14 protein-coding genes are annotated in these 15,611 nt (G+C 72.3%); 7 read left to right on the top strand and 7 right to left on the bottom strand.

Translation table 11 applies throughout. The annotated features are described in order from the left end of the window. The first annotated feature begins 155 nt into the window (after positions 1-155). Entirely contained in the window at positions 156-635 is a 480-nt protein-coding gene (locus NON00_RS14030; protein ID WP_256022148.1) for a DUF1203 domain-containing protein, read from the top strand. A 46-nt stretch (positions 636-681) separates the two neighbouring features. On the opposite strand, the gene NON00_RS14025 is transcribed toward NON00_RS14030, so the two are convergent. The 3 genes from NON00_RS14025 to NON00_RS14015 all read right to left on the bottom strand — a co-directional run bounded on the left by NON00_RS14025 (position 682) and on the right by NON00_RS14015 (position 3,594). Further along, entirely contained in the window at positions 682-1,857 is a 1,176-nt protein-coding gene (locus tag NON00_RS14025) for an acetyl-CoA C-acetyltransferase (protein WP_256022145.1), read from the bottom strand. A gap of 164 nt (positions 1,858-2,021) precedes the next feature. Beyond that, the gene (locus NON00_RS14020) at positions 2,022-3,101 is read right to left on the bottom strand and encodes an alpha/beta fold hydrolase (protein WP_256022143.1); all 1,080 of its coding nucleotides are present in this window, start codon (positions 3,099-3,101) and stop codon (positions 2,022-2,024) included. Next, a complete protein-coding gene (locus NON00_RS14015; RefSeq protein ID WP_256022153.1) occupies positions 3,055-3,594 on the bottom strand; it encodes a hypothetical protein in 540 nt (179 codons plus the stop codon). Before NON00_RS14015 ends, NON00_RS14020 begins: the two co-directional genes overlap by 47 nt. A 524-nt stretch (positions 3,595-4,118) precedes the next feature. Here NON00_RS14015 and phaR point away from each other — a divergent pair. The 4 genes from phaR (at position 4,119) to NON00_RS13995 (ending at position 7,905) form a co-directional block, all read left to right on the top strand. Further along, positions 4,119-4,739 carry a polyhydroxyalkanoate synthesis repressor PhaR gene (gene phaR / locus NON00_RS14010; RefSeq protein ID WP_256022141.1) on the top strand — a complete coding sequence of 207 codons (621 nt, stop codon included), beginning with the start codon at positions 4,119-4,121 and terminating at the stop codon, positions 4,737-4,739. 245 nt (positions 4,740-4,984) lie between these two features. Beyond that, entirely contained in the window at positions 4,985-5,419 is a 435-nt protein-coding gene (locus NON00_RS14005; protein WP_256022138.1) for a helix-turn-helix domain-containing protein, read from the top strand. A gap of 259 nt (positions 5,420-5,678) precedes the next feature. Further along, entirely contained in the window at positions 5,679-7,091 is a 1,413-nt protein-coding gene (locus NON00_RS14000) for a multicopper oxidase family protein (protein ID WP_256022134.1), read from the top strand. An 88-nt stretch (positions 7,092-7,179) separates the two neighbouring features. Continuing rightward, positions 7,180-7,905 (top strand): metallophosphoesterase family protein, encoded by a 726-nt coding sequence (locus NON00_RS13995; RefSeq protein ID WP_256022131.1) that lies wholly within the window; start codon positions 7,180-7,182, stop codon positions 7,903-7,905. A gap of 139 nt (positions 7,906-8,044) precedes the next feature. Here the strand turns inward: NON00_RS13995 and NON00_RS13990 are convergent, their stop codons facing one another. After that, complete coding sequence (locus NON00_RS13990; RefSeq protein WP_256022150.1) at positions 8,045-8,188, bottom strand: hypothetical protein; 144 nt, start codon at positions 8,186-8,188, stop codon at positions 8,045-8,047. Beyond that, a complete protein-coding gene (gene argH / locus NON00_RS13985) occupies positions 8,185-9,585 on the bottom strand; it encodes an argininosuccinate lyase (RefSeq protein WP_256022128.1) in 1,401 nt (466 codons plus the stop codon). The genes NON00_RS13990 and argH overlap by 4 nt, the downstream gene beginning before the upstream one ends. 15 nt (positions 9,586-9,600) lie before the next feature. On the opposite strand from argH, the gene NON00_RS13980 reads away from it, so the two are divergent. Both NON00_RS13980 and NON00_RS13975 read left to right on the top strand, forming a co-directional pair. Then, on the top strand, positions 9,601-10,161 hold the full coding sequence (locus NON00_RS13980) for a TlpA disulfide reductase family protein (RefSeq protein WP_256022124.1): 561 nt from the start codon (positions 9,601-9,603) through the stop codon (positions 10,159-10,161). Between the two features lie 227 nt (positions 10,162-10,388). Next, positions 10,389-11,801, top strand: coding sequence for an amidase family protein (locus NON00_RS13975; protein ID WP_256022122.1), 1,413 nt, complete (start codon positions 10,389-10,391; stop codon positions 11,799-11,801). A gap of 138 nt (positions 11,802-11,939) precedes the next feature. Here the strand turns inward: NON00_RS13975 and NON00_RS13970 are convergent, their stop codons facing one another. Both NON00_RS13970 and NON00_RS13965 read right to left on the bottom strand, forming a co-directional pair. Continuing rightward, complete coding sequence (locus tag NON00_RS13970; protein ID WP_256022119.1) at positions 11,940-12,299, bottom strand: response regulator; 360 nt, start codon at positions 12,297-12,299, stop codon at positions 11,940-11,942. Further along, complete coding sequence (locus NON00_RS13965) at positions 12,296-15,571, bottom strand: PAS domain S-box protein (RefSeq protein ID WP_256022116.1); 3,276 nt, start codon at positions 15,569-15,571, stop codon at positions 12,296-12,298. Before NON00_RS13965 ends, NON00_RS13970 begins: the two co-directional genes overlap by 4 nt. Positions 15,572-15,611 lie beyond the last annotated feature (40 nt).

Here is a 15,611-nt window from a genome sequence, read left to right as displayed (position 1 = left end):
GAAGACCGCCCGATCATTCCTCGGCATCCTCTGCCTCGCAGCCACCGCAGACTGGATCAAGCTCTAACAGGCCTTAAATCTCCTGCCACCGCAACCGTCGGATGGCGGCGGCCTGGCGTCTGGCGGAGGCTGGGGCATCACCGAGGAAGAGACGGATGTCCCGCTTTCGCTGCACTCCCATTCCGGGCGACACCGCCGCGCGCTGGCGCGCCACCGGGCGGGACGACCGTGGCCAGCCCCTCCACCACCGCGTGGTGGATGGTCCGGGCTATCCCTGCCGCCATTGCCTGCGCCTGGGCCTGCCGGGGGAGGCGATGCTGCTGGGCGGCTATGACCTGCCGCATCCCCAGGGTGTCTACTGGACCCCGAGCCCGATCTTCCTGCATGCGCGGGACTGCGCCGCCTTCACGGCGGCGGACGAAATCCCCGAGATCGTGCTGGAGAACGCGATTGTCTCCGTCCGTTCCTATGACGCGGCGGAGATGTGCCTCTATGACCTGGGCGGCATCGCGGCGGGGGCGGAGGTGGCGCCGCTGCTGGCGCGGGCGGTGGCGGATTCGCGCACGCGCTTCATCAACATTCACACCGCGCGCCCGGGCTGCCTGCTGGTGGCGGTGGAGAAGCTTCCCGGTTGAAGGCGTGGTCCAGGGGGCGGCGCCCCCTGAACCTTTCCCAGGGCGGTCAGACCGCTTCCACGCACATGGCGACACCCATGCCGCCGCCGATGCAGAGGGTGGCGAGGCCCTTCTTCCCGCCATGGGTCTTCAGCGCATAGAGCAGGGTGGTGAGCACGCGGGCGCCGGAGGCACCAATGGGGTGGCCGAGGGCGATGGCGCCGCCATGGACGTTCACCTTGGCCGGGTCCCAGCCGAGTTCCTTGTTCACCGCGCAGGCCTGGGCGGCGAAGGCCTCGTTGGCCTCGATCAGGTCGAGGTCCTGGATGTTCCAGCCGGCCTTTTCCAGCGCCTTGCGGCTGGCCGGGATGGGGCCGGAGCCCATGATGGCCGGATCGACGCCCGCCGTGGCCCAGGAGGCGATGCGGGCGAGCGGCGTCAGGCCGCGCTTCGCCGCCTCGGCCGCCGACATCACGACGAGGGCGGCGGCGCCGTCATTGAGGCCGGAGGCATTGCCGGCGGTGACGGTGCCATCCTTGCTGAAGGCCGGGCGCAGCTTGGCCAGGACTTCCAGGGTGGTGTCGGGCTTCGGGTATTCGTCCGTGTCGACGACCACATCGCCCTTGCGCCCCTTGACGGTGACGGGGGTGATTTCGTCCTTGAAGCGCCCGGCGGCGATGGCCTCGCCGGCCTTGCGCTGGGTGTTGTAGGCGAATTCGTCCTGCTGCTCGCGGGTGATCTGGAACTTCTGGGCCACGTTCTCGGCGGTGATGCCCATGTGGTAGCCGTGGAAGGCGTCCCACAGCCCGTCCTTGATCATGGTGTCGATCAGCTGGGTGTCGCCCATCTTCACCCCGGCGCGCAGCGGGGCGCAGTGGGGGGAGAGGGTCATGTTCTCCTGCCCGCCGGCGACGATGATGGAGGCATCGCCGGAGGCGATCTGCTGGGCGGCGAGGGCGACGGCGCGCAGGCCCGAGCCGCAGACCTGGTTGAGGGCGAAGGCGGTGCTGCCATGGGGCAGGCCGGCGGCGATGGCGGCCTGGCGGGCCGGGTTCTGGCCGGTGCCGGCGGTGAGGACCTGGCCCAGGATCACCTCGTCCACCTCGGCGGCCTCGACGCCGGCGCGGGCGAGGGCGGCCTTGATGGCGGTGCTGCCCAGCAGATGCGCGGGCACGGCGGAGAAGGCGCCACTGAAGGCGCCGACAGGCGTGCGCGCGGCGGAAGCGATCACGATATCGGTCATCGGCCGGGTAACTCCCTCTTGGTGTTCTACCGGCGGCGCCTGCGGCGGCGCCGGGGTGGTGTTCTGCCGGCGGCGCCTGCGGCGGCGCCGGAGTGGTGTTCTTCCGGCGGCGCGGCGTGGCGGCGCCGGAGTGCTGAGGTCAGTCTGCTAGCGATATGGGACCGCTACAAGGCCCCAAGCCATGCGCGCAGGGGTTGCCACAGGAGTGTCTCGGCGCGGCCGCCGGCGGCCATGCCGATATGCCCGGCCTCCACCACGCGGAGCTGCGCGCCGGGCAGGCGGAGGCCGAGGGCGATGGCCGATTCGGGGGGGACGATGCGGTCCGCCCGCGGCACGGCGACGAAGGCGGGCACCTCCAGCGCCGCCGGGTCCACCACCGCGCCGGCGATGCGCCAGCGCAGATGCGCCGTCTCGTTGCGGCCATACCAGCCGCCCAGCGCCTCGCGCGCCACCGGGGCGGCGAGGGGGATGCCGTCATTCAGCCAGTCTTCTAGCGCGACGAAGAGATGGGCGCGTGGGCTGTCCGGGTCCATGCCGGCGAAGGCGCGGAACTTGGCGGCGATGCTCCAGGGGTCGAGCCCGGCGAAGAGGGTCTGGATGACATCGACGGGCAGGGCGCCCTGGGCCTGGAGCAGCGGCTCCAGCCCTGGCAGCAGGGCGGCGAGGGCCAGGGCGCGGTTGCGGGTGGCGGTGTCGCCCGCGTGGAAATCCCAGGGGGTGGCGAGCAGGGCGAGGCCGCGCAGCCGGTCCGGCCGGCGCAGCGCGGCGCCGAGGGCGAGCAGCCCGCCCATGCAGTAGCCCACCAGGGCCAGGGCCCCGAGCGGGCGCAGGGCGGGGGCGGAGAGGGCGCGTTCCAGCCGCCCGGCGACATAGTCGGTGAGGGTGAAGCCGCGTTCCGCCTCGCCGGGCCAGCCCCAGTCCAGCAGCAGCACGCGCTGGCCGCTGGCGGCCAGCCAGCGCAGCAGGGAGTGGCCGGGCATGAGGTCGAGCACCTCCGCCCGGTTGACCAGGGAGGGGATGACGAGCACGGCCGGCCCGCTGCCGCCATAGTCGAGCAGGCGGCTGTCGCCTTCCTGCCAGAGCACGGGGGGCGGGGGCATCTGCCGGGTGTAGGGGTGGCGGCGATAGGCGGCGAGGCCGGCGATCAGCGCGCGGTCCTGGCGGGCGAGGCGCCGCAGCACGGCGGCGCGGAAGCGCTCAGGATCGTGCCCGCCCTCGGCGAGGGCGCGGGCGATCCGGTGCATCTCCGCCCGGCCCGCCTTCGAGATCGGCCAGGCGTCGCTCCAGTTCGGCGAGCCGGGCGAGGAGGGCCGCCCGGTCAGGGGATCCAGGCTCAGCGCTGCCCCCATCCCGCGCATCAGCGCCAGATTCAGGTGGAGGGGGAGCGGGCGCGGGCCGCGGCGTCGGGGCAGGCTCATGCGGTGTCCCGGCGGGGGAGGGGGGCGACGTGGCGGCGGGTGGAGCGCCAAAGGCCGTGGGGTCGAAGGCGGTGGGGTCGAAGGCCGATTGGCCCTCGGCGAATCCGGCCCATCCGGGCGGGGTGAAGGGGCGGGCCTGGAAGGCGCGGTCCTGGAAGGCGCGGGGCGGCGGCGTGCTGGTGGCGCGCAGCCATGCGGCACCGAGCGCGGCCCAGTTCGACCAGGCCTCGGCCAGTTCGCGGTCCGCCGCCCATGCGCTGATCTCGCTCTGCCACAGCGTGATCCAGTCCTCCGCCAGCCTGTCCAGCCCCTCGGGCATGGCGTTGCCCGTGCTTCCCGCCGTGCCCGCGCCCGTGTTGTGCCCCGGCCCTGCTCCCGGCCGTGCTCCCGGCTGGGCTCCGGGCGCACCCCTGGGCGCACCCCCGGGCGCGGCACCCTGCGGGCCGGCGCGGCGGCCATCCCGGCTGCCCTCCGGCGGCCGGCCGCCCTGTTCCCCCGGGGGGGCGGCACGGGGGGAAGCCCCCTGTGGGCCAGAGGTCCCGTCCGCGCCAGCAGCCCTTGGCACGCCAGAAGCACCGGGCACACCAGAAGCACCGGGCACGCCAGAGGCCCCGGCGCCGCGTCGCGGCCCGGTTCCGGCGGGAGCCCCGGAGGAGCGCGCTGCCGCGCCCCGGGGCTGGTGCTTCTCGCGCTCGGCCATTTCCATCCCTTGCTGCGGCGCGGCGTGGGGCGGAACATAGCGCCGGACGCGCGTCAAGAAAGGGCGCCTGCGACATCTGTTCGCGCCGCATCATGCCGCATGCTAGCGTCGTTTCGACCACGTTCGCGGGATGGGAGGTAGCAATGTCTGAACACGCGAAGCAGCAGGCACCGGCGGAGGAACAGGGCAAGCCCACCATCGTCATCAAGAAATACGCCAACCGCCGCCTCTACAACACCGAGGCCTCCTCCTACGTCACCCTGGAGGACCTCGCGAAGATGGTGCGCGATGGGCGCGACTTCGTCGTCTACGATGCCAAGTCGGGCGATGACATCACCCGCGGCGTGCTGACGCAGATCATCGTCGAGGAAGAGGCGAAGGGCCGCAGCCTGCTGCCCACCCCCTTCCTGCGCCAGCTCATCGGCTTCTATGGCGACAGCCTGCAATCGCTGGTGCCGCGCTATCTGGAATTCGCCATGGGCAGCTTCGCCCGGCAGCAGGAACAGATGCGTGTCTCCGTCGAGCAGGCGATGGGCGGCTTCAACCCGCTGGCCGGGCTGGAGGAGGTGGGCAAGCAGAACATGGCGATGATGGAGCGCGCCATGTCCCTGTTCAGCCCCTTCGCCGCCAAGGGGCCGCTGGCCGGCGGCGTGGCCGGCGGCACCAGCCCGGCCGATGAGCCGGCGGAGGTGGCGGAACTCAAGGCTGAGCTTCGCCTGCTCCGCCAGCAGATGGCAGAGATGCAGCGCAACAACAAAGGGTGAGCGGCGGCCCGCGCCGGCTTCCGCCGGCCGGCGCGGGATTCTTTCGGGCCTGTCACCGTTTGGCGGAAATGCCGCAGATACGGGCATTTTTGGCCAAAGCCTGCCCTTTCGAGGCGCGGGCTTGGCTGGAGAGGGGCGTTTTTTCGATCACGGATTTGTCAACATCGCGATAACAAATGGCGATAATCCTCAGGCGCTGTAATACTATTTCAGGTTGAACCTCCAACCATCTGACAGGGTAGAGCATGGCTGACAGCGATGCCGATCTCGTCCCCAGCGCGGACGAGTCGGAAGATTCCTCCACCCAACGGGCCCGCCATGCGGACCGGCACGTCGGCATGCGGATTCGTGAGCGGCGCCTGATGCTGGGCCTGTCCCAGCAGCAGCTGGCGAGCATGATCGGCGTGACCTACCAGCAGGCGCACAAGTATGAGCGCGGGCTGAACCGGATCTCCGCCGGACGCCTGTTCGAAATCGCCATGGTGCTGGCCGTGCCGGTCTCCTGGTTCTTCGAGGGCCTCGACGAGGATGGCGCCACGCAGCCGCTCGGCGTGCGTCAGCGCATGTGCCTGGAACTGGCCCGCAACTTCGCCCTCATCGACAATGAGCGGCACCAGGAGGCCCTGAGCCAGATGGCCCGCGCCCTGGCCGCCCAGTCGCAGGGGCGCCCGCTCGACTGAGCCGCTCCGCCCTGCCCCCAGGAACTGCGAGTCATTCGCACATTCAGGGGGACAGGGGCGCTCTCCCCGCCTAACCTCCGGCCCTTCCCGCCGGAGCCCCTCCTTGCCGCCTGCCTCCCCCTCCCGCTCCATCCCGGTTTTCCTCCGGCGCCGTGGCCTTCTGGCCTCCGCCCTGGCGGGGCTGGCACCAGCGGCCACCCGGGGGGCGACAGCATCCGGCGATGCCAGGGCAGGCGATGCCACGGCAGAGGCAAAGGCCATGCCCGCCCCCGCCACCGGAGGCAGCCAGGCCGTCACCCTGCCCCCGCCGCCCCCGCGCCCCACCGGCCGGCGGCATGAATGGACCCTGCGCGCCGCCGCGCGCCCGGCCCGGCTGCTCGGCCCCGATGGCCCCGAGTCGCAACTCTGGACCTATGCGGAGGCTCCCCTTCCCGTGCTGCGTGCCAGCCGGGGGGACAGCATCCTGGCCCGGCTCGACAACGCCCTTCCCGAGCATACCGCCATCCACTGGCACGGCGTCCGCGTGCCCAACGCCATGGACGGCGTCCCCTGGGTGACCCAGCCACCGGTCCTGCCCGGCGAATCCTTCACCTACGCCTTCACCCCGCCCGATCCCGGCACCTTCTTCCTCCACCCCCATTGCAACGAGACAGGGCAGGTCGGCCGCGGCATGGCCGCCGTGCTGGTGGTGGAGGGGGATGAGCCGGAGCCCTCCCATGCCGACCTGGTCCTGGCCTGCAAGGACTGGCGGCTGGACGCGGCCGGGCAATGGCTGCCCTTCCTGACGCCGCAGGGCGCCGGGCGGGCCGGCACCTTCGGCACGCTGCGCACGGTGAACGCGCAGCGCGCCTATGCCGCCACCATCCCGGCGCATGGGGATATCCGGCTGCGGCTGCTCAACCTCGACTCGACGCGGCTGATCATGCCCCTGGTGCGCGGGGCGGAGGCCGTGGTCCTGGCGGTGGATGGCGTGGCGGTGCCGCCCTTTCCGCTGGGCGCCTGGCGGCTTGGCCCGGCCATGCGGCTGGACCTCCTGCTGCGCGCCCCCGCCGCCGGGGCGGTGGTGGAGGTGCTGGACCAGTTCCCGCGCGAGCCCTTCCCCCTGGCGCGGCTGGAGGCGGTGGCATCTCCCCTGGCATCTCCCCTGGCGCCGCGCCCCTTCGCCCCGCGCGGGCTTTACGCGCCGGAGATCCCGCGGCCCGATCTGCACCGGGCGGAGCGGCTTTCTTTCCGCTTCACCGCCGCGCTGGGGGGCGGAAGCATGGGGGCGGGGCTGCCGCCGGGCGACCCCTTCGCCGCCCTCCTGCTGGATGCGCTCTGTGCCGCCGGGGGCAGCCTCTGGGCCATCAACGCCTCCGTCTGGCCGGCCGGGGAGCATGCCCGCCTGCCGCCCCCGCTCGCCGAGCTGGTGGCCGGGCGCAGCTATGTTTTCCAGCTGGAGAACCTCACCCCCCACCCGCACCCCATCCACCTGCACGGGCACAGCGTCCGGGTGCTCTCCCAGTCGCGGCAGGAGAACCCGCCGCACTGGGCCGATACCGTGCTGCTGCTGCCGCGCGAGAAGGCGGAGATCGCCTTCGTCGCCGCGCCGGGGAACTGGATGTTCCACTGCCATGTGCTGGAGCATCTGGAGACGGGGATGATGGGCTGGTTCCGCGTCCGCCCGCGCTGAGGCCAGGGTTGAGGCCAGTGTGTTGACAGGGCCGGCAGCCCGGCCCGACCCTCGGCCGATGTGGACCGAAGCTCCCCGGCGCCTCGCCGTGATCGCCGACGTGCATGGCAACAGCGATGCGCTGGCCGCCGTGCTCGCCGATATCGATGCCCAGGGCATCACCGCCATTGTCGCCCTGGGCGACCATGTCAGCGGCCCGATGGCCCCGGCCGAGTCGGCCGCGCTGCTGATGGCGCGGCCGCTGCTGGCCATCCGCGGCAATCATGACCGCTGGGTGACCGACCAGGCGCCCGAGGCCATGTATCCTTCCGACCGAATCGCGCGGGAGCAGCTTTCGCCCGAGCAACTCGGCTGGCTGCGCGCCCTGCCGCCCACCGCCAGCATCGGCGGGGAGATTTTTCTCTGTCACGGCACGCCTGGCAGCGACCTGACCTATTGGATGGAGAGCGTGCTGCCCGATGGCCGGGTGCTGCGCCGCGCGCGGGAGGAGATCGAGGCCGAGGCCGCCGGCCTGCCGCACGGCCTGCTGCTCTGCGCCCACAGCCACCGGCCGCGCGCGCTGCGCCTCTCCGGCGGGCGGCTGCTGCTGAACCCCGGCAGTGTCGGCTGCCCCGCCTATGAGGATGACAGCCCGCCCCACCTCATGGAGGCCGGCCTGCCCGATGCCTGCTACGCCGTGCTGGAGCGGGAAGGGGCCCAGTGGCGCGCCAGCTTCCGCTTCCTGCCCTATGACACCACGCGCATGGTCGCGCTCGCCCGCGCCGCCGGGCGGGAGGGGTGGGTCAATGCGGTGGGGACAGGGTGGATGACGTAAGGGAAGACGTTCTTTTTTGAAAAAAAAGAACCAAAAAACTTTTTTCCGTTGGCGTCCCGCCTCGGGCCTGAGGTGGGACGCCAAACTGAAAGAAAGTCTTTTTGCTTCTTTTTCTTCAGAAAAAGAAGATTCTATAGAATTACGGCGTCTTTTCCGGCGCCGGATAGCTGCGCGGATAGGTCACCTGGTCGGCCGGGCCGGGGGCCTTGATCGGCCCCGGCCGGCCGCAGGCGGCCAGCGCCAGGGCCGCCAGCATCAGCGTGGCGGCGAGGCGCGGGCTCACGCCAGCCGCTCCCGCCACTCGCCGGCCATGCGGCGCACATTGACCGGCGCGGTGCCGCCATAGGAGGTGCGCGAGGCCACCGAGGCTTCCACGCTCAGCACCTGGAAGACGCCGTTGTGGATGCGCGGCTCTTCCGCCTGCATCTCCTCCAGCGTCAGGCCGGAGAGGTCCACGCCCTTGGCCTCGGCCTTGGCGACGAGGTGGCCGGTGACATGGTGGGCATCGCGGAAGGGCAGGCGCAGCTCACGCACCAGCCAGTCCGCGAGGTCGGTGGCGGTGGAGAAGCCGGCGCCGGCGGCCTCGCGCAGCCGCGCCACGTCGGGCTTCATGTCGCGCACCATGCCGGCGGTGGCGGCGAGGCAGAGGGCCAGGGTCTCGGCGGCATCGAAGATGCCTTCCTTGTCCTCCTGCATGTCCTTGCCATAGGTCAGCGGCAGGCCCTTCATCACCGTCATCAGCCCGATGAGGTGGCCGGAGATGCGGCCGATCTTGGCGCGCACCAGCTCCGCCGCGTCCGGGTTGCGCTTCTGCGGCATGATGGAGGAGCCGGTGGTATAGGCATCCGACAGCCGGACGAAGCCGAAATACGGGTTCGTCCAGATGACGATCTCCTCCGCGAAGCGGGAGAGATGCGTGGCGCAGATCGCCGCCGCCGCGAGGAATTCCAGCGCGAAGTCGCGGCTGGCCACCGAGTCGAGGCTGTTGCGCGTCGGCCCGTCGAAGCCCAGCGCCGCCGCCGTCATGTGGCGGTCGACCGGGAAGCCGGTGCCGCAGAGCGCGGCGGCGCCCAGCGGGCTTTCATTCATCCGCGCGCGGCAGTCGCCGAGGCGGGAGCGGTCGCGCCCCAGCATCTCGACATAGGCGAGCAGGTGGTGGCCGAGCGTCGTCGGCTGCGCCGGCTGGAGGTGGGTGAAGCCGGGCATCACGGTGGCCGCGTGCTCGTCCGCGCGCTCCACCAGGGCGCGCATGACATCGGCGATCTGGGCATCCAGCCCGTCGATCGCGTCGCGCACCCACAGGCGGACATCGAGCGCCACCTGGTCATTGCGGCTGCGCGCGGTGTGCAGGCGCTTGCCGGCCTCGCCGATGCGCTCGGTCAGGCGGGCCTCGATGTTCATGTGGATATCCTCCAGCGCGGTGCTGAAGGTGAACTGGCCGGCCTCGATCTCCTCGCCGATGGCGGCGAGGCCTTCCTTGATGGAGGCCTCGTCTTCGGCGGAGATGATCCCCACATGGCGCAGCATGGCCGCGTGGGCCAGGCTGCCGCGGATGTCCTGCCGCCACATCTTGCGGTCGAAACCGATGGAGGCATTGATTTCCTCCATGATGGCGGAGGGCCCGGCGCTATAGCGCCCACCCCACTGCTGGTTGCCCTGGCTTCGCTGCTGACTGGACAAGGAAGGATCTGCCTCGTGTTGCTCGGACGCCGCTCCCTGCTCTCGCTGTTCGCGGCGGGGGCGACCCTAACCACGCTGCTCCCGGCACGGCAAGGGATTGCGGCGGAGGGTCTTGGCAAGCTCTCCCGTTCCGTGCCGCGCCCGCTGCCGGAGTTCGGCTTCACGGATGCCGCCGGGGCGCCGAAGACGCTGGCCGACTTCGCCGGCCGCCCGGTGCTGATCAATTTCTGGGCCACCTGGTGTGGCCCCTGCGTGGCCGAGATGCCGGCGCTGGACCGCGCCCAGCGCGCCCTGGCCGGGGAGGGCTGGGTGGTGCTCGCCCTGTCCTCCGACCGTGCCGGCGCCTCGCAGGTGGAGCCCTTCTATGCCCGCACGGGGGTGAAGTCCCTGGGCCTCTGGCTGGACCCGCGTGGCGCGGCGGCGCGGGCCTTCGGCGCGCGCGGCCTGCCCACCAGCGTCATCGTCAATCGCCAGGGCCGCGAGGTCGCCCGCCTCGAAGGCGCGGCGGAGTGGGATGAGCCGGGGATGCTCCAGGCGCTGCGTGCCCTCGCCGGGGAAGCGACAGGGGCGACATAGGATTTTTGGAGAAAAGTTCTTTTTTGAAAAAAAAGAACCAAAAAACTTTTATCCGTTTGGCGTCCCGCCGTGACGGGAGACGGCGGCAGCCTGAAAAAAGTCTTTTTGGTTCTTTTTCTTCAGAAAAAGAACATCTCTGAAAAACCCTTCTCCCGGAGAGGGGGGGCTTTCGCCCCCTTTCATCCGGCGCGACACTCCCGCCCCGTCACAGGGACAGGGATGGTGGCATGAGCGAGTTGTGGCGGCTGACGGCCAGCGAGATCGCGGCCCTGGTGAAGGCGCGGGAGGTCTCGGCGCGTGCGGTGGCGCAGGATGCGCTGGCGCGGCTGGCGGCGGTGAACCCCGCGATCAACGCCGTGGTGCAGGAGATGCCGGAGGAGGCGCTGGCCGCCGCCGATGCGGTGGATGCCGCCCTGGCCCGTGGCGAGGCGCCTGGCCCGCTGGCGGGGGTGCCCATTACCATCAAGGTGAATGTGGACCAGAAGGGCCACGCCACCACCAATGGCCTGAAGATCCAGAAGGACCTCATCGCCGCCGAGGACAACCCGGTGGTGGCCAATCTGCGCCGGGCGGGGGCGGTGATCATCGGCCGCACCAACACCCCGGCCTTCAGCCTGCGCTGGTTCACCCGCAACAGCCTGCACGGCCACACGAAGAACCCGCGCAACCCGGCGCTGACGCCGGGCGGCTCCTCCGGCGGCGCCGGGGCGGCGGTGGCGGCGGGCATTGGCGCCATCGGGCATGGCACGGATATCGCCGGCTCCGTCCGCTACCCGGCCTATGCCTGTGGCGTGCACGGGCTGCGCCCCAGCCTGGGCCGCGTGCCGGCCTGGAATGCCTCCGGCCCGGACCGGGCGCTGGGTGCGCAGATCATGGCCGTCTCCGGCCCGCTGGCGCGCAGCATCGCCGATATCCGCCTGAGCCTGGAGGCGATGGCGGCCGAGGATGTGCGCGACCCCTGGTATGTCCCCGCCCCGCTGGAAGGGCCGCCGGCGCCGAAGCGCGCCGCCCTCTGCGTCCGCCCCGAGGGGCTGGCCACGGCGCCGGAGGTGGAGGCCGCCCTGCGCGCCGCCGCGCTGCGCCTGCAGGAACAGGGCTGGAGCATCGTGGAAACGGCCTGCCCGCCGCTGCGGGAGCCGGCCCGCCAGCAGCTGATGCTGTGGATGGCCGAGTCGCGCCGCACCGGCAATGCCGCCGTGGAGCGCGAGGCCGACCCGGATGCCAGCTTCGTCATGGCCCAGATGGCCCGGCTGGTGACGGCGCCGGATCTCTTCCAGTTCCAGGACATCCTCCAGGCCCGTGCCGGCTTCGTGCGGCAATGGCAGGTCTTCCTGAAGAACTACCCGGTGCTGCTGCTGCCGGTCTGCGCCGAGCCGCCCTTCCCGGACCTGCTCGATGTCGAGTCGCCCGCCGCCTTCGAGCGGGTGGCGGAGGCACAGCTCGTCCAGATTGGCCTGCCGCTGATGGGCATCCCGGCGCTGACCGTGGCGATGGGCGGGACGGGGAAGGCGCCGATGGGCGTGCAGCTCGTCGCCGGGCGCTATCGTGAGGACCTGCTGTTGCAGGCGGGCGCGGTGATCGAGGCCGGCGGCCCGCCGGTGCTGCCCTGCGATCCGCTGCCCTGCGATCCGGCGCTGTGAAATCCTGGGGAGGCTCCGCCTCCCCAAACCCCTCCGCCGGGGTGGCGCGGCCACCCCGGACCCCGCGATCTGATGGCGGGGTCCGGGGGGACCCTGTCCCCCCGGCGGGGTTCGGGGCAGCGCCCCGATCTCTTTCCTTTACCGGCAGATCCGTTCCAGCGCGGCGATCAGGTCGCGCGGGTCATAGGGCTTGGCCAGGACGGGGACATTGCGGTGGCGGTCCGGCAGGCCGGCGGCGCCATAGCCGGTGGCGACGACGAAGGGGATGTCGCATTCCACCAGCCGGTCCGCCACCGGAATCGAAGCCTGGCCGGCCAGGTTGATGTCGAGCACGGCGGCCTCGGGCCGCTCGCTCTCGAACAGGGCCAGCGCCTCCTCCACCGTGGCCGCCGGGCCGAGCACGGAGGCGCCCGCCTCCAGCAGCGCGTCCTCGACCAGCATCGCGATCAGCGCCTCATCCTCCACCACGAGGATGCGGCGCCCGTTCAGTCCGCTCATGCGGTCTCCTCTTCAACCTGGGGGCCATTGGCCGGGCGGAAGCGGATCGCCGCCCGGAAGCCCTCCTCGGCATACTCCATTTCCACCGAAGAACCAGGGCCAAGCTCGGCCGGCAGGCCACGTTCGAGCATCCGGCTGCCGAAGCCGCGCCGCGTCGGCGGCCGGGCGGGGGGGCCGCCCTCCTCGCGCCAGCGCAGGCGGACCATGCCCTCCGCCTCGCCCACCCAGGCCACCACCACCCGCCCGCCGGGGCAGGAGAGGGCGCCATGCTTGGTGGCGTTGGTGGCCAGCTCGTGCATCGCCAGGGCGAGGCCCAGCGCCTGCCGCGGCGCCAGCCAGTAATCCGGGCCGGAGAGGGAGAGCCGCGCCGCGCCATCCGGCCCGTCCTGCGACTGCCAGGGGGCGAGGGCGGCGCGGGCGATGTCGTTGATGGTGGCGCCGCGCCAGGTGCGCGCCGTCAGCAGGTCGTGCCCGCGGGAGAGCGTCAGCAGGCGAGACTGGTAGTCCGCCAGGAAGCGCTGCATCGAATCGGGGGCATTGCCGGCGGTGCGCGCGGTTTGCAGCGCCAGGGAGTGCACCGTGGCCAGGGTGTTCTTCACGCGGTGGTTCAGCTCGCCCAGCAGCAGCGCCTGCCGCGCCTCCGCCGCCTTGGCGGCGGTGATATCGCGCGAGAGGCCGCCGCGCCGCACCATGATCCCCTGCGCGTCCAGCATGGGGAAGCTGACATCGCGGATCCAGCGCATGCTGCCATCCGGGCGGAGGATGCGGTACTCGGCATCGAACAGCCCGTCCCGCGCGGAATTGGCCCAGCTGGCCTTCACCGGATCGCGGTCGGCGGGGTGGATGGTGTCCATCCAGATCTCGGGCGATTCCAGCAGCCGCTCGCGCGGGATGCCCCAGATCCGCTCAAAGGCCGGGCTGAGGAATTCGAGATGCCGGCCGGAGGGGTCGGTCATCCACATCACGTCCGGGCTGGCCTCGGCGAAGCGGCGGAAGCGGCTCTCGGAGGCGGCGAGGGCGGCAGCGGCCTGCACCGCCGCGGCGCGGGAGGCCGCCTGCGCCGCCACCTGGCGGGAGAGGGCATCGCGCGCCTCGGCCAGTTCCGAGACATCGGTGACGGCACCGATCCAGCGGCTGATGGCGCCATCCGGCCCCTGGGCGGGCAGGGCGCGCACCACGCACCAGCGCCAGCCGCCATCGGCCCGGCGCAGGCGCAGCTCGGCGGCGAAGGGGCGGCCCCGGCGCAGGGCGCGGCGCCAGCCGCGTTCCGCCCGCGCCTGATCCGCCGGGTGGAGGATCTGCCCCAGCGACAGCACCGCCTGGTCTGGCGGCAGGCCGGTGAAGTCCTCCACGCGCGGGTTCACATAGTCGATCCGCCCGTCCGGCAGGCTGGACCAGACGACCTGCGGGATGGCCTCGGCCAGGATGCGGAAGCGCAGCTCGCTCTCGCGCAGGGCCTCGGCGGCGCGGCGCTCGGCATCGATGTCGCTGGCGGCGACGACGCCGCCCGTCACCAGCCCCGCCGCGTCGCGCACCGGCGTGGCCTCGATCTGCAGCCAGACCATGCTGCCATCGCCGCGGCGGAAGCGGTATTCGCCCTGCGCCGGCAGCCCCGTCAGCAGGGCGCGGCTGAGCGGGAATTCCTCGCTGGAGACGCGCTGGCCATCGGCGTGGTAGGCCTCCCACTCCGCCGCATAATCCTCGATCCGGCCGGAGAAGCGGATGGGGCGGCGCAGCAGGTCCTCCATCCGCCGGTTGCCGAGGAGGATGCGGCCCGAGGGGGCCTCGGCCAGCAGCACGCCGACGGGCACATTCTCCATCACCGCCTTCAGCCGCGCCTCGCTCTCGCGCAGCGCCGCCTGGGCCGCGCGCTCGTCGCTGACATCGCGGAAGAACAGCGTCAGCCCCTCGGTGGAGGGGTAGGCATCGGCCGAGATCCAGCGGCCGAAGGCGGCGTGGAAGGCGGTGACGGACTGCGCCACGCCCTGCGCCAGGGCCTGCCGCGCGGCGGCGCCGAAGGGGCCTTCCTGCAGGCCGGGGAACAGCTCGGCCAGCGGCTGGCCCGCCGCGTCGCGCCCGCCGGCCAGGGCGCGGGCGCGGCCGTTCAGGTAGATCACCCGCCCCGCGTCATCGAGCACCAGCACGCTGTCCGTCGTGCTCTCCAGCACCATCTGCAGGCGGGCGGTCAGGGCCATGCGCTCGGCGCGCAGGGCGTCGCGCTCGGCGGCGGCGGCGGTGAGGGTGGCGGCGGCGGTGTCGATCTCGCGCAGGCCGCTGGGCGGGAAGCCGGGCAGCGGCGCATCCCGCCCGAAGGCCTGGGCCATGCGGCCGAGCCGGTCCAGCGGCGCGGCGATGCGGTGTTCCGCCCACCAGGCGAGGCCGATGGTGAAGCCCAGCAGCAGCACCAGCCCGCCCACCAGCACCGGCATCAGCGCGCGGGGGAGGGCGCCGTCCAGCGCCTCCGCCGGCATGGAGACGGCGATGATCCAGGTGGTGCCGCCGACGCGCTGCCAGGCGGTGTAGACCGGCTCCCCGGTGCGGGCGATGCCGCGGCCCCAGCCGCGCGTGGCGGGCTCGCGCAGCGCCTGGAGCAGGATGCCGCCCTCCGGCAGGGGCATGCCGGTGGTCTCGGGCCGGGCCGGGCGGCGGGCGACCTGGCGGCCATGCCCGTCCACCAGCACGCCGACCCAGCCCCCGGGCAGTTCCGCCCGCTCCAGCAGCCGCACCCAGAGGCGGCGCGGGTCGGTGCTGGCGGTCAGGAACAGGCTGGGGTCGCCGGGCGGCTGCGGGATTTCCTGGGTGACGTCGACGCGGAAGGGCCCGTCCGGCTGCTCGGGCAGGATGAGGGCGGAGAGGCCGCCGCCGCGCGCCGGGCTGGCGGGGGGCAGGACCTGCCCTTCCGGCGGGGGGAAGGGCAGGGCGGTGTCGAGCAGCACATGCCCCACCGCATCGGTCAGCCGCAGCCGGGCGCCGCGCTCGGGCGGCAGGGCGCGCATCTGGGCGTAGAGGGCCGAGAGGTCGCCATCATTCAGCGCCATGGTGGTGCCGAGGGCGGTCAGCTCGGCGCGCATCGAGAGGGTCTCGCGCTCGACGGCGAAGGCCAGTTCCTGCGCCGTCTCGCGGGCCTGGGCGCTGATGCGGGCGCGTTCCGCCTCGGCCATGCGGCCGGCGATATGCCCGGCCAGGCCCCAGACCGGCAGCAGCGCCGCCAGGGCGAGGAAGAGCACATGCTGCCGGACCGTCGGGCCACGTTCCGGACCCCGGCGACTCATGCCAGCCCGGCGCTCGGGCGATGAGGAAGGTTCATGCCTC

This window comes from Roseomonas sp. GC11 (genome assembly GCF_024437745.1).
GTDB lineage: Bacteria > Pseudomonadota > Alphaproteobacteria > Acetobacterales > Acetobacteraceae > Pseudoroseomonas.
Note: the sequence above shows the minus strand (reverse complement) of the source record. Positions and strands in the feature narration are given on the sequence as shown.